Raw genomic sequence first — 14,362 nt, 5'->3', positions numbered from 1 at the left:
CTCTCCTCATTTTTCTCAAAAGTATTTATGCTTATATTAAAAAAGCCCCCCTAAATCTTAATACAGAGGGTTTGCATTGGCTATTTAGTTTAAAAATATTGCGACACAATATTTTTAAGAGGACAATTGACAGAGGACAGAGGACAATGAATGTGAGTTTTCTTCCTTACGTCAGAAAACTAATTTATTTTTAAAGATTGTTCTGCTAAAGCAAAATAATCTTTATATTTATATTAGTCAGCAATGTTTCGCTTTAGCGAAACGAGGCATCAAAAATTTAATTAAAGATTTTTCGTAGCACAGCGGAGAAAAATCCTCCTTCACTGTCCTCTGTCAATTGTCCTCTGTCCTCTGAAAAGTCCTCTGTCCTCTAAAAAAGTTATGTCGCATTGTGCTTATATTAATCCAAAATTTTATATGTACAAAAATTGATTTAATACTCAATTATACAACGCCTTCTATTACAATACTAGGATTTTTAAGAAGATCTATTTCATAAAAAGGCACTGGCTTTTTTGTCCTGAAATCATATAGAATTCTTATTATAGGTCTGTCAGGAAATCCCTTGTTTTGATTTATTACATATCCTTCATCACCATTTGAAAGTCTTACGCAGCATCCTAAGGGATAAATAGAAAATGTATCTTTAAACCTTGCAACTACTTCACTATCAAAACTGGTTCCAGCTCCTGAAAGAATGAGCTCATAAGAATCATTAAGGGTAAACTTATCTCTATAACATCTATCATTGCTCACTGCATCATATACATCACATACACACACAATCTTAGCAAATCTTGATATCTGGTTACCAGTTAAACCATAAGGATATCCTTTTCCATCAACTCTTTCATGATGCTGTTCAACAATCTTAATTATGGACTCTGGCATTGTAATATTTTTTCTTAGTATTTCAGCACCATATATGGTATGCTTTTTCACTTCTTCAAACTCTTCCTTTGTTAAGTGTCCACCTTTGTTTAATATATCAGTAGATATCTTTGTTTTTCCTATATCATGGAGAATTGCACCAATAACCATTTCCTTCAAATCCCATTGGTTATATCTTCCTGTCATCCCCAAAAAAGCAGTCATTATGCAAGTGTCCAAAGAATGTATATATGTATAATTGTCAAAAGTTTTTATGTCATAAAGACTTTTATTAACATCACCTAGTTCTAATACATAGCTTATCATTTCTTCTACTCTACTTAAAGATTCTTTAAGTTCTCTACTATTAACATTATTAACACTTTTCATAATTCCAGACATACTCTGTATAGTAATCTGTTTTAATTCTGTCAATCTTTCATCTTCCACATTTACATCATCTAATCTATCATCCTGCACATAAACATAAAACACACCTAGTTCTGTTAACTTTTTTATATAACTACCACTTAATTTCACACCTGACCTTAATAATACACGTCCTTCATTGCTTAAAATACTTTTACTAATTACATCACCTGGTTTTACCCTGTTTATAAATTCTAACCTCATTTTTCCACCTCAATAAAATTTAATGGACTTAAACATATTAAATATCCTTATTCGTATTCTTCTTTTTTACCTTCTATATCATCAAAAACCTTCACCATGGAATCTTTTATTAAAACACATAAATTGTTTATTCTTTCATTCATATCTTCATGATTTTCAACGTAATCAAATTTAACAAGCCAAGTTGGATTATATTCATCATCCACATCTTCTATAACATATTCACTTTTTGAAAAAGCTTCAACATCAAACAAATCAAATATTGCAGAATATTGCCATTCTTCTACATCTGAATTTGTATCAAAGTACACATTTACTTTATCACCATCATAAAACATCTTTGTAATGTATTCTGCGCCATCACTAACTTCATAACTGCCTAATTCTTTTACTATAAGATTGGTTTCCTTATCCTTTTCCATTAATACTAAAGAAGAAAAATTCAATATTAACACCATCCTTTACAAAACTGTAATTATTTCTGTATATAACAAATAAGTATTTACTTATTTCCATTTTTTGGTTATCATTATGTTGTATTCCATTTTTTAGGAGGTAGCTTATGAAAAAGCTTTTAATAATTTTATTATCTATTGCCCTTATATGCGGCTTAATAAAATACAAATATACTTATAATAAATGTACAGACATAGATTATGTAGTTCAAAAATACTTTACTACTGGAATTTTTAATGCTCATAAAATGTGTAGTATATCCAAAATAAATTTAAGTTTTTCTAATGGTAGTATAGCGGTAATAAATGTGGATGGAATGGAAGATAAATCTCCTCATAAGAAAGTAGCTTATAATGTATTTTTAGAAAAAAATAATAAAGGTATATGGAAAGTAAAAAATGTATATGTTTCAAAACCTAATTTAAATTTAGAACAATAAAAGAATAGAATCTCTATTCTTTACTTTTTTTGTGTTCTTTCTTTTTACATTCATCACAAATTCCTTCAAGATTAATATTTAACTCTTCATTTACAGAGGTAAACCCAGTAGTATTCTTTATTATTTCTCTAATTTGCTGCATAGGACAGTCTATCTCTACTTTTTTGTGACATAATTTACACTGTATTATGTGCTTATGATCTTCTTGTTTTATGATATAATTATATTTTCCGCAGCCTAAGTCAAACTTTCTTACAATATTCTTTTTTTCAAACAGTTCTAATGATCTATAAACTGTTGACAAGTCAATATTTATTTTCCTATGTTTAAATTCATCAAATATAAACTCTGCACTTAACGCACTATCATTTTTACATAAGATATCTAGTATATTTATTCTTGCCTTTGTTACCTTTATGCCATGCTGCCTCAAATAATGCTCTATTTCCATACCATCACCCCAATTTTTCCATATCCCAAACCAATGAAATGTCAATTTACTAGAAAAACATCATTTTTATGCCAAAAATAACCAATATAATTCCACCTATGTAATCTGCATATTTACTTATTATTTCTATACGTTTTAGATACTTTGCAATAAAAAATGCTATTGAAACTACTATTAATGTAACTACACCTATAAATATAGTATTGCTAAAAATGACAAACTTATTTCCTGCACTATGGAGAGTAGTAAATCCTATAACCATAGCATCTATACTTACTGATATTCCTAAAATTATAGCCATGCCTGGCTTTATTGCGGGACATTCCTCCTTGTTTTCAAACCCTTCTTTTAACATCATTATTCCAACTATAGCTATTAGTGCACCTCCTATAATGCTAGGAACTGAAGCTATGTATCTGTTAAATAAGAATCCCGTATATGCCCCTAAAATAGAAAATAAAAATTGAAAAAATCCAAAAGAACTTGCGAACAAGATCCTATCATTTGTTTTTACATTATTATTTAATCCTATGCATAAGGCTACTCCAAACGCATCTAGCGAAAGAGCCATTGCAATTATAAATAACGAATGAAAAACCATAACCATTCTCCTTATTATTATTTGCCATTGTACTATAACAATATAATTTTACTTTATATCTATTACAATGTCCAGATACATACTTATATTTGTGAATTATAGAAAATATTCATAATTACCGAACTTTGTCAGTTTAAAAATAATACGAAGCATTATTTTCAGAGGACAATTGACAGAGGACAGAGGACAATGAAGGTGAGTTTTCCTCCTTACGTCAGAAAACTAATTTATTTTTAAAGATTTTTTTGCTAAAGCAAAATAATCTTTAGATTTATATTAGTCAGCAATGTTTCACTTTAGTGAAACGAGTCATCAAATATTTAATTAAAGGTTTTTCGTAGCAAAGCGGAGAAAAATCATCCTTCACTGTCCTCTGTCAATTGTCCTCTGTCCTCTGAAAAAGTTGCTTCGCATTATCCTTAAAACACAAAAATTACCCCTAATATCCCAACTTTTAATTACTATTCAAAAAATCTCATTAGCTTAAATCCATTATCTTTAAGCCATCGTCTTCTAATTTTATAATCAGGCAATATACTCTGTACTGTATTCCAATACTGTTTAGAATGATTCATGTGTATTAAATGGCATAGTTCATGCACTACTATATAGTCTACCACTTCCATAGGTGCCATTATTATTTTATAGTTATAATTTATATTCCTTTTAGATGAGCAACTTCCCCAAAGGGTTTTCTGGCTTTTTATAGTAACTTTTAATGGATTTACACCAATCAACTTGCTGTAAATTTTAGTTCTTTCTATTAATACCTTTTTTGCTTGATTTTTATATATATCGATTATATGGTTTTTAATAGCATCCTCACCTAATCCTATATTACCATCAAAATAAACCTTAAAGCTTCCATTATCAATAAATAAATCACAATTATCTGTTTTTTTATAAAATAACTCCAGTTTTAATTGTATTCCTAAATATAAAAGTTTATAACCATTCTTTAAAGATGTTTTTTCCTCTAACTTTTCATCCTTAATGATATTAAGCTTACTTAATATCCATGAAGACTTTTTCTTAACTATATTTTCTATAGTTTCGTCACTAATACCAAAGGGAGAAGTAACTACAACCTCTCCCTTATTAGTTATTTTAATCCCAATGGTTTTTCTTTTTTTTCTAAAAATCTTATAATTAAATGTGGATAACTTATGACTATTTTTCATATTTTATCCCTACTTTACAGTATAAGATTTAATTGTATCTTTTACTTTCACATAATAAGTGTCCCCAGAATTTAATTCTTTCTTAGGTACTAAACTTACTTTTTTATCATCAACTTTTTTTACATCAAAAGCAGCACGTTCTCCCGTGTCAGCATCTATAATTTCAATATCTGCATTATCTTTAACAGTATCAATATCTACATTTTTATTAAAAGTTACATTAAATGTTTTATTTTTTGATACATTGCTTACAGAATCTAAAGTTTTAAGATTACCATAGAAAAACTTATATACATTATTAAAATAATCTTCTGGTGCTTTAGTCCATCCATCTTTAGTTCCTATATATACATTATCCTTTGACACTGTACTTACTATATACTTAAATGCAGCCCAATGAGCTTCATCTTTGGCCGTACTTAAGCTTATCTCAAAATCCTTTCCACCTGTAGTTACCTTTACATAACCTGTTTTATCCACGTCATTTCTACATTTCCCGGAAAATAAGTCTGCAACTGCTAAAGAATCTACATTTTCCACCTTAAAATCTGGAGATATGCCAGTTTTCTGTATAACATTTCCCTTAGGTGAGTAAAACTTTTCTACTGTAAGCTTCAAATAGCTTCCATCAGATAGTGGAAACATTTGCTGAGCTACTCCCTTACCATATGTTGTAGTACCTATGAAAAATGCTTTATTATAATCTTTTACTGCAGCTGACAAAATTTCTGAAGCACTGGCAGTATTTTCATTTACAAGAAAGAATACAGGCTTGTCTATAATCTTTCCTTTATCGCTGGCTAAATACCCTGTCTCTTGCCCTTGGTTATTTTCTATAATTATTGCACGATTCTCTCCTATAAAGTTTCCTGCCATATCCAAAGCAGTACTCATATATCCACCGCCATTATTTCTCAAGTCAATTATGTAAAACTGTGGATTTTTTATTCTGAGTTCCTGAAGCTTTTGAGTAAATAATTCCGATGTATCACTTCCAAAAGAAGATACCTCTATATAGGCCGCATTGTCATTCAACATCTTTCCTTCTACTGTTGGTATGCTTATTTCTCTTCTTGTTACAGTAAAATTTAATTGCGAATCTCCTCTTTTTATTACTAAGTTAACGCTAGTACCCTCTTCTCCTTTTATATAAGAAGGCGCTTGTTTTGATGTCATCCCTGCTAAAGATGTACCATTAGCAGAAGTTATTATATCTCCAGCTTTAATTCCAGCCTCTAATGCTGGAGAATTATCTATAACACTTTTTACCTTAACTCCTTCTGGAACAATATCCATATATATTCCAATTCCATACATTTTATTGTCTATAACATTTACAAAATCTTGTTGTTCTTGCTTAGAGAAATACTCTGAATAAGGATCATTGAGCCTTTTTACCATCTCTTCTATGGTAGGTGCATTAAGCACACTATCTGGTACTTCACTAACATACTTATTTTTAATAGTTTCTCTAGCTTCTTCCAATAAAGAGGAACTAGCAGCTTGTACATTAAATGTCATGCTTGTAATAAAAAACATCACAAAAGCAAATGTAGCTAATATACTTGATAATCGTATACTCCTATTTGTGCTGCATTGTTTTTTCTCTTCAATGAACTTTGTTTTATTGTTCATTATTTTCATCCTCCTGAAAATTCTTATATTATGTATTATAGAAATTATACATCATTTTGGAATTTATTGAAATAAATAATTTGTTAAAATTATCAATGTAAAATTACCCATTAAAGGAAACACCTATACAAAAAAGCACTTTAAAAAAATATCTTTTTAAAATGCTTTTTTGTGTTTATTTATAAATTGTTTTTCTATATTCTATTCTTAATTTAAAGGTTGTTTAGCTACCTCTTGTAAGTTAAATTCAACCTTCCAATCATCTAAGGCAACATCATTTTCCAATTTGAAATTTGTTGGGAATGCAAAATTAAATATTCTAGCCTTAAGACCTCCAACCTCGAAGTTTTCAAGCTTAAATAAATTTGATTTTACAACATTTCCGTCAGCATCTATTACTGTTACAGGAACTTCACTTAAACCTATTGGATTGGTATATCCGTTTCTCATTATTACTGTAACTATTATATTTCCATCTTTTTGAATTCCAACACTAAAAGTAGAAATACTAAACTGTTCTTCTCTTAATTCTGGAAGACTTTTCAAAAATCTATCAAATACAAGCTTATCCTCTACATCCATGCTTTTAGGTAATTTCTCATATGTTACCTTTATATTCTTTGCACCTCTGACATTTGAATCAAAACCTATAGTCCAATCATCCATAGGAATATTTTCTACATAAACATTTTTCTTTTCAAAATACAGCTTTAAAGGTCTTGCACCTTGAGGTGGTATTTTACCTAAGCTTCTTAAGTTAAAAATTTGATGAGCTAAAACCTCACCCTTAGAATTCAGTATAGCTAAAGGTATGTTTTCTAAAGCTACTTCCTCTGAAAGACCATTTCTTATATAAACTTTAACTTCTAATTTTTCACCTTCATCATAAATATATATACCAGAAACATTCAATTGTCCTTCTCTTATTGGAGGAAGTTCTTCTATTTCCTCTTCTAATATGTCTTTTTGAACATCTGACATTACATTGTCATCATTTTCTAAAAGCGAAAGAACTGTAGGTACTTCTAATGTTTCAATATTTTTATCTTCTATTTTATTAGTTTCATTTTTTTTCATCTTTTTTACCATTGTAAACCTCCAAGTTTTACTTACTAACGTTATTCATTATTGTAATTCTTATATTTATGAAAATCATTTACATCGCATATTACCTAAATCCACTTACAATCAATTTATTTTTCTAATTTAATATAACATACTAAATCTTCAAAATCAAACTTAATTATATGTTAAATACTACAACAACCAAAACTAATTTTTTTGTTTTTATTTCGGTATAACTACATTTGCTATATTTTTATTTTTTTGTACCGCTTGTATATTTATCTTCGTACCTTTATATTCCTTTTTCAATGCTTCTGCATACTTATTTACTAATTCTTTAGCATCCTTTTCACTTACATTGTCCTTAAATACCATAGTAGCAGTTAGTACATCGTTTTTCATATATACTTGCCCATCTATTAAATCTTTTTCCTTTTTTATCTGGCTCGTTCTTTTTACATCTTGAACCAACTTTTTAGGATCTTTATCAGGTTTAACGGCTGTATAACAACCCGTCAAAGACACAAACATTGATACGCATACCATAATCAATGTTAGCTTTTTTAAAAAACTCTTCATGAATTAAACATCCCCTCTTAATTTATATAAGCTACTAAAAATTTTAGTTCATACTTACAGACTTAAAAAATAAGCTATAAGTGAATAACTCAATATCAATTATATCATCACACTGACATAATTAATATTGAGAAATGTTCAATATTTTGTAAATAATTTCTTAAGTTTATATAATAATCCCCAAACTATTATTTATACATATCTTCCAACTGCTTTTGAATATCTTCATTTTCCAAATATTCATCATAAGTCATTTGTCTATCCATTAAGCCTTTAGGTGTAATTTCCATAATTCTATTAGCGACAGTTTGCACAAATTGATGGTCATGAGATGTAAAAAGTATTGTTCCATCAAAATTAATTAACCCATTATTTACTGCTGTAATGGATTCAAGATCAAGATGGTTTGTTGGTTCATCCAATATTAAAACATTAGAACCACTAAGCATCATTCTTGAAAGCATACAACGAACCTTTTCTCCTCCTGAAAGCACACTTGCATTTTTCAAGGCCTCTTCCCCTGAGAAAAGCATTCTACCAAGGAAACCTCTTATAAAGCTTTCTGATTTTTCTTCTGAAAACTGACGAAGCCAATCTACTAAACTTAAATCTACCCCTTCAAAGTATTCAGTATTATCTTTAGGAAAATATGATTGAGAAGTAGTTATTCCCCATTTATATTCGCCAGCATCTGGCTCCATTTCACCAGTTAATATTTGGAATAAAGTAGTTTTTGCCAACTCATTTGTTCCTGCAAAAGCTATTTTATCTCCTTTATTCACTATGAAGCTTAAATTATCTAAAACTTTTACTCCATCTATAGTTTTAGTTAAACCATCTACTAGTAAAAGATCATTACCAGCTTCTCTATCAGCCTTAAATCCAACAAAAGGATACTTACGAGAAGAAGGTTTTATATCATCTAAAGTTATTTTATCCAGCTGCTTTTTACGAGAAGTAGCTTGTTTTGATTTAGATGCATTAGCACTAAATCTTGCAACAAAGGCTTCCAATTCCTTAATCTTCTCTTCTTTCTTTTTATTTTGGTCCTTAGCCATTTGAAGAGCTAACTGACTTGATTCATACCAGAAATCATAGTTTCCAACATACATTTGAATCTTTCCAAAATCCAAATCAGCCATATGAGTACATACTTTATTTAAAAAATATCTATCATGAGATACTACAATTACAGTATTTTCAAAATCCATAAGAAAATTTTCTAGCCATTTAATAGATTTTATATCTAAATGGTTTGTAGGTTCGTCTAATAGTAATATATCAGGTTTGCCAAATAAAGCTTGAGCTAAAAGAACTCTTACCTTTTCAGCACCATCTAAATCCTTCATAAGCTTATCATGAAGTTCTATAGCTATCCCAAGCCCCATAAGCAGTGATGCAGCTTCTGCCTCTGCTTCCCAGCCATTAAGCTCTGCAAATTCACCTTCAAGCTCTGAAGCTTTTATTCCATCTTCATCAGTAAAATCTTCTTTAGCATATATAGCTTCCTTTTCCTTCATAATATTGTATAGTCTTTCATGTCCCATTATAACTGTCTCTAAAACATTGTGCTCATCAAATTCAAAGTGATTTTGTTTTAAAACTGCCATTCTCTCTCCAGGAGTTATTATTACATCTCCTGTATTAGCCTCAATCTCACCCGAAAGTATCTTTAAAAATGTTGATTTTCCAGCTCCATTAGCACCTATAAGCCCATAACAATTTCCTGGTGTAAACTTTACATTAACGTCTTCAAATAATTTACGTGCACCATACCTTAAACTAACATTATTTGTACTTATCATATTTATTAAATTCCTCCAATTATAAAATGTATATCCTATTTTAAATCTATGTCAATGTTAACTAAAATCGTCAAAACACTGCATTATTATATCATAACTGTACATACTTTATAAATCATTTTTTTTACTATTCTTTAAAAAACTTAACTTAGTTTCACATATAATTACAGCAATAAATATAATAATACACCCTACAATCATATTTATTGTAAAAACATCCTTTAAAAATATTACAGATAAAATTGCTCCAAATACAGATTCAAAACTAAGTATTATACCTGCATGGTTTGGATGTGTATATTTTTGAGCCACGTTTTGAATTAAAAAAGGTATGGTTGTACTAAAAATTATAATATAAGACATTGAAAATAAAGCATTATTATTTATGCCTGTAAATTTACCTTCAAATATCAATGCAAAAACAAGTGACATAATTCCTGCAAAACTCATTTGAAGCACTGAAAGTACAATAGGATTTGTATCTTTTGTGAAATGAGCTATAGAAACTATATGAGCAGCAAATAAAAAAGCTGAAAATAGTGTAATCCAATCACCTAAATTCATACTTAATTTAAATTCATTATTAATACTTAAAAAACTTATACCTATAAATGTAAATAGTACTGATATTATAGAATATGCATCTGGTTTCTTTTTATCTATTGCCCAAACAAAAAAAGGAATTATAACTACATATACAGTAGTTATAAAAGCTTGTTTACCTGCCGTGGTGTATTGAATTCCTATGGTTTGTGCTGCCATGGATAAAAATAAGAAAACACCAACAATAGAACCTGATACAATATCCTGTTTTCTTATACCTTTGAATTTTTTATAAAATATTGCAGATAAGCATATTGATGCAGCTAAAAATCTAATAGCCAGCATATAAAAAGGAGTTACATTGCTCACAGCATCTTTTACTGCAACAAAGCCTCCTCCCCATAATAGAGCCGTTAAAAATAGTGACATATCAGCCCAAAAGCTTTTTTTACTGTCACCCCTTACTTTTTCCATAGTAATTAAACTTTCCTTTCTCAAAACTTAAATTTCACAGTTTTAAAAAAATGCGAAGCATTTTTTAGAGGACAATTGACAGAGGACAGAGGACAATGAATGTAAGTTTTCCTCCTTACGTCAGAAAACTAATTTATTTTTAAGCTTATTTTGCTAGCGCAAAACAAGCTTAAAATTTATATAAGTCAGCAATGTTTCACTTTAGTGAAACGAGCTCTCAAAAATTTAATTAAAGATTTTTCGTAGCAAAGCAGAGAAAAATCATCCTTCACTGTCCTCTGTCAATTGTCCTCTGTCCTCTGAAAAAGTTGTGCCGCATTTTGCTCATTTTATGTACTAATTTTTACACAATAATTTCAAATTCTATTGAAATACAACCTTCCACTTACTAGTATCCACACCTGACTCAGCATTAAGATCAGTATTAAAAACTAAAACACATACTTTTGCTTTCATTGGACTTACTGTAAAATCCTTTAATTGAAACTTACCATTAACTATTACATTATCATTTTCATCTTTAACTGTTATTGGCATCTCTTCTATTTTTACTGTTTTTTCTACTGAATTTCTGGCAACAAGAGTTATTACTAAATTACCATTTTGTTGTACGACTATACTAAAAGTTGATACACTAAACTGTCCTTTTTCTATATTAGGAGCATTTTCTAAAAATCTTTCAAATTCACTTCTAAAATTATTAAATTCTTCTGGAAAATCTTCAAATTCAAACTTAGCATAGTTCACAGCTTTTATATTTTTATTAAAAAGTATTTTACAATCTTCAGGTGAAAACTTCTCAATATCCACACAGGATTTTTCAAAGTAAAGCTTCCATGGTCTTGCTCCACCTGTTGGAATATCGCCCATTTCTCTTAAATCAAACATTTTAGAAGCAACAATATCTCCTTTTGAATTCACCATAATTAAAGGTACATACTCAAAATTAACCTTTTTAGTGAATCCATTTCTAAAATATACTTTAGCTTCTATTTCATCACCATAATCAAAAGTATATATTGTAGATATATTTATATCATTTTTCTTTATAGGCTCAAGCCCCGAAATTTCTTCATTCATGATATCTTTTTGTACATCTGATACTACAGCATCAAATCTTTCTGTTAATGACAATTCAACTTCTACTTTTTGTTTTTCTTGTGACATACTATACCTCCACTTTATTCAATATGATTTAAGTATACCATATATTAATAAATTTTCACCATTTACATAAGAAAATGGAAGAAGGTAATAGTTGCCTTCTTCCATCCTAGTATCTTTTACGCTGCTTCTTTTTGTGTGTTTAAAAACTTTTTATACATATACTTAAGTACTACAATCTTAATAAGGTACAATAATATACCTATGGGTATCCATACTAAAGCATAATGAATTCCCTGTTGTATATATGGACGTAAAAAGTCCATATTTGAACCCTTTAAGCTTATAACCCTTAAAGGATCTGCTGCATATATAACAGGCCATAGTGTTTCAACAATACGACTAAAACCACCTGGCATCATGTATCCAGGCCATGAATAACCTGCAGTAAGAAACGTTGGTACAGACAAACACATGGAGAATCTATTAAAATCTGGAACCTTATTGAAAATAAAAGATAATACAAAGGCTACTCCAGTAAGATCCATAATAAACATGGTCATTATTCTAAAGTAATTTATTAAAGTTCCCCTAAGAGGCATATTAAAATACTTTCCTGCACAATATAGGCAGAGAATAAAACCTATATATGCAAATACTATGGATAATAATATTCTCAAGCATACAACAGCCATCTTTTTAATTCCCTTTTTTGATCTAAGCTTAATTTTAACCAAATTAGATTTTTCAGTAATTAAAATAGGGATTACTACTGCTAAATAAGTTTGCTGAATTAAAATAGCTATAAGACCATAAATTAAATACTTACCATAGCATAATTGAGGATCATATAATATACGTTCAGTAAAAGATAGAGAACTAACTGATTGTTGTGCCAAATAAGGCATCATATTATTTCCTTCTAATACATTAAGTTGAATTTTAGCATTTAAAGTATTTAATATAGTGCTTCCATAAGATAATGCATTATTCCCTATAACTATATTTGTTTCATTTACCAAAAGTATAGTCTTTGGAGCCTTCATTTCCGATACATCTTTGCCAAAATTCTTTGGTATAATAATAGCAGCTTGAATTTTTTCTGATTTTATTTTTTCATTGATATCATCATAAGACCCTGCATGATATGTAACCTTAAAGCCTGGATGATCTTCAAATTGTCTTACAATAGTCCTGGATGTAGAGGAATTATCCAAATCCAAAACACCAAAAGGTATTTGTTCAACAAATACCTTGCTGAATACTAAAGAAAAAATCAAGGTGAAGAAAATAGGTAAAAGCACAAGAATTCCAACATTTTTTACTTTTGCAAAAGTAATTTTAATGAGTTCCTGTTTATTCATACTTCCACCGCCTCTCCAGTATTCTTTACACTATTCTTTTTATCCTTAATATGATTATATCCCTTCTTAACTGCTTTCTTTGCATAGAATATTCCTATTGAAAGTATCCACATCCAAATTATAAACTTAATAAACCAGCTTATTTCCGGGTTAATATACTCTGCTCCTATACCAACAAGAAATATTCTTCTCATAGGTCCTGCATAATGTACAAAGGGAAGAATTGTTGATAAACTTTGAAAAAACTCTGGCATTGCAAGAATGGGAAAAGTATATCCTCCAAGTATACTTGTAGGTAAAACTGTTACCGCACTAATTTGTATGGAAAGTATTTTTTGATTCACAATAAGCCTTATCAAAACTCCATAACTTACTATTGCAATACAAAATAGTATAGTGAGTAAAACTGTTTCCTTGGTTGTCCCCCTAAAAGGCACTCCATAGTATTTAACTTGTATTGCCAAAGTTATCAAAGTAGAAAGAGCTCCTGCTAAACCTCCCAAAATGGTCTTTACCCATATAAATAAATAATGTTTTTCCTTTTTTACCATGTCTGCCCCTAGCATTACAAAGCATACTTGAGCAACAGAAATTAGCATTCCTATGTTTAAAAAGTTGCTATAATTTCTAGCAGGATTGTTTAAAATTCTATAATTGAAATACATAGGAAGCATATAGTTTCTAGATACCTCTGGCATTACTCCAAGCTTTCCCTGCATAATCTGTTGTATATACCCAGTCTTTATGGATAAAAGTATTTCATCCATTCTTGACTTGGCTGCACTGGTAATTGACATCTGTGAACCATCATAAAATATAAGAACCTTAGGAGCATTTCCTTCTGTTAAATCCTTTGCAAAAGATTGTGGAATAATAACTCCAACTCTTGCCTTATTATTTTCTATTAAATTTTTAACATCTGAATCATTATCACTATAATTAGTTATATTAAATATTTCATTATTTTTTATTTCTTTAACAAGCATTTGGCTATAAGAAGAATTATCATGATCTACAATTACAGTTGGAATATTTTTAATTTCACCCTCACGCATTTCACTTCCTAAAATAAAACTACAGGCGATGGGAATAAAAAATATAAAGAATATAAAAGTTAAAATTCCTTTTAATTTCAAACCTATTCTTATAAAGTTCAGCATTT

At 29.3% G+C, this 14,362-nt stretch carries 14 protein-coding genes; 1 reads left to right on the top strand and 13 read right to left on the bottom strand.

Annotation, left to right across the window (positions count from 1 at the left end; all coding sequences use genetic code 11):
- Nucleotides 1-444: 444 nt before the first annotated feature.
- Both Ccar_RS22730 and Ccar_RS22725 read right to left on the bottom strand, forming a co-directional pair.
- On the bottom strand, nucleotides 445-1,503 hold the full coding sequence (locus Ccar_RS22730; RefSeq protein ID WP_007062028.1) for an HD-GYP domain-containing protein: 1,059 nt from the start codon (nucleotides 1,501-1,503) through the stop codon (nucleotides 445-447).
- Between the two features lie 47 nt (nucleotides 1,504-1,550).
- Complete coding sequence (locus tag Ccar_RS22725; RefSeq protein ID WP_007062029.1) at nucleotides 1,551-1,949, bottom strand: DUF6762 family protein; 399 nt, start codon at nucleotides 1,947-1,949, stop codon at nucleotides 1,551-1,553.
- A 116-nt stretch (nucleotides 1,950-2,065) separates the two neighbouring features.
- Between Ccar_RS22725 and Ccar_RS22720 the strand changes: the two genes are divergently transcribed.
- Nucleotides 2,066-2,398 (top strand): hypothetical protein, encoded by a 333-nt coding sequence (locus Ccar_RS22720; RefSeq protein WP_007062030.1) that lies wholly within the window; start codon nucleotides 2,066-2,068, stop codon nucleotides 2,396-2,398.
- Between the two features lie 13 nt (nucleotides 2,399-2,411).
- Here Ccar_RS22720 and Ccar_RS22715 read toward each other — a convergent pair whose 3' ends face one another.
- The 11 genes from Ccar_RS22715 to Ccar_RS22665 all read right to left on the bottom strand — a co-directional run bounded on the left by Ccar_RS22715 (nucleotide 2,412) and on the right by Ccar_RS22665 (nucleotide 14,360).
- The gene (locus tag Ccar_RS22715; protein WP_007062031.1) at nucleotides 2,412-2,849 is read right to left on the bottom strand and encodes a Fur family transcriptional regulator; all 438 of its coding nucleotides are present in this window, start codon (nucleotides 2,847-2,849) and stop codon (nucleotides 2,412-2,414) included.
- Nucleotides 2,850-2,898: 49 nt separating this feature from the next.
- Nucleotides 2,899-3,450, bottom strand: a complete 552-nt coding sequence (locus tag Ccar_RS22710; RefSeq protein WP_007062032.1) for a manganese efflux pump MntP — start codon at nucleotides 3,448-3,450, stop codon at nucleotides 2,899-2,901.
- Between the two features lie 461 nt (nucleotides 3,451-3,911).
- Nucleotides 3,912-4,631 (bottom strand): M48 family metallopeptidase, encoded by a 720-nt coding sequence (locus Ccar_RS22705; protein ID WP_007064538.1) that lies wholly within the window; start codon nucleotides 4,629-4,631, stop codon nucleotides 3,912-3,914.
- A 9-nt stretch (nucleotides 4,632-4,640) separates the two neighbouring features.
- Nucleotides 4,641-6,266 carry a S41 family peptidase gene (locus Ccar_RS22700; RefSeq protein ID WP_007062033.1) on the bottom strand — a complete coding sequence of 542 codons (1,626 nt, stop codon included), beginning with the start codon at nucleotides 6,264-6,266 and terminating at the stop codon, nucleotides 4,641-4,643.
- A gap of 207 nt (nucleotides 6,267-6,473) precedes the next feature.
- The gene (locus Ccar_RS22695; protein ID WP_007062034.1) at nucleotides 6,474-7,355 is read right to left on the bottom strand and encodes an SLAP domain-containing protein; all 882 of its coding nucleotides are present in this window, start codon (nucleotides 7,353-7,355) and stop codon (nucleotides 6,474-6,476) included.
- Between the two features lie 198 nt (nucleotides 7,356-7,553).
- Nucleotides 7,554-7,910, bottom strand: a complete 357-nt coding sequence (locus Ccar_RS22690) for a hypothetical protein (RefSeq protein WP_007062035.1) — start codon at nucleotides 7,908-7,910, stop codon at nucleotides 7,554-7,556.
- 188 nt (nucleotides 7,911-8,098) lie between these two features.
- The gene (locus Ccar_RS22685) at nucleotides 8,099-9,715 is read right to left on the bottom strand and encodes an ABC-F family ATP-binding cassette domain-containing protein (RefSeq protein ID WP_007062036.1); all 1,617 of its coding nucleotides are present in this window, start codon (nucleotides 9,713-9,715) and stop codon (nucleotides 8,099-8,101) included.
- A gap of 108 nt (nucleotides 9,716-9,823) precedes the next feature.
- Nucleotides 9,824-10,732 (bottom strand): DMT family transporter, encoded by a 909-nt coding sequence (locus Ccar_RS22680; protein ID WP_007062037.1) that lies wholly within the window; start codon nucleotides 10,730-10,732, stop codon nucleotides 9,824-9,826.
- Between the two features lie 363 nt (nucleotides 10,733-11,095).
- Complete coding sequence (locus tag Ccar_RS22675; RefSeq protein WP_007062038.1) at nucleotides 11,096-11,899, bottom strand: SLAP domain-containing protein; 804 nt, start codon at nucleotides 11,897-11,899, stop codon at nucleotides 11,096-11,098.
- A 116-nt stretch (nucleotides 11,900-12,015) separates the two neighbouring features.
- Nucleotides 12,016-13,200, bottom strand: a complete 1,185-nt coding sequence (locus Ccar_RS22670) for an ABC transporter permease (RefSeq protein ID WP_034825883.1) — start codon at nucleotides 13,198-13,200, stop codon at nucleotides 12,016-12,018.
- Nucleotides 13,197-14,360, bottom strand: coding sequence for an ABC transporter permease (locus Ccar_RS22665; RefSeq protein WP_007062040.1), 1,164 nt, complete (start codon nucleotides 14,358-14,360; stop codon nucleotides 13,197-13,199). The genes Ccar_RS22670 and Ccar_RS22665 overlap by 4 nt, the downstream gene beginning before the upstream one ends.
- Nucleotides 14,361-14,362 lie beyond the last annotated feature (2 nt).

This window comes from Clostridium carboxidivorans P7 (assembly GCF_001038625.1).
Taxonomy (GTDB): Bacteria; Bacillota; Clostridia; order Clostridiales; family Clostridiaceae; genus Clostridium_AM; species Clostridium_AM carboxidivorans.
This window is presented reverse-complemented; position numbering and strand designations above follow the sequence as displayed.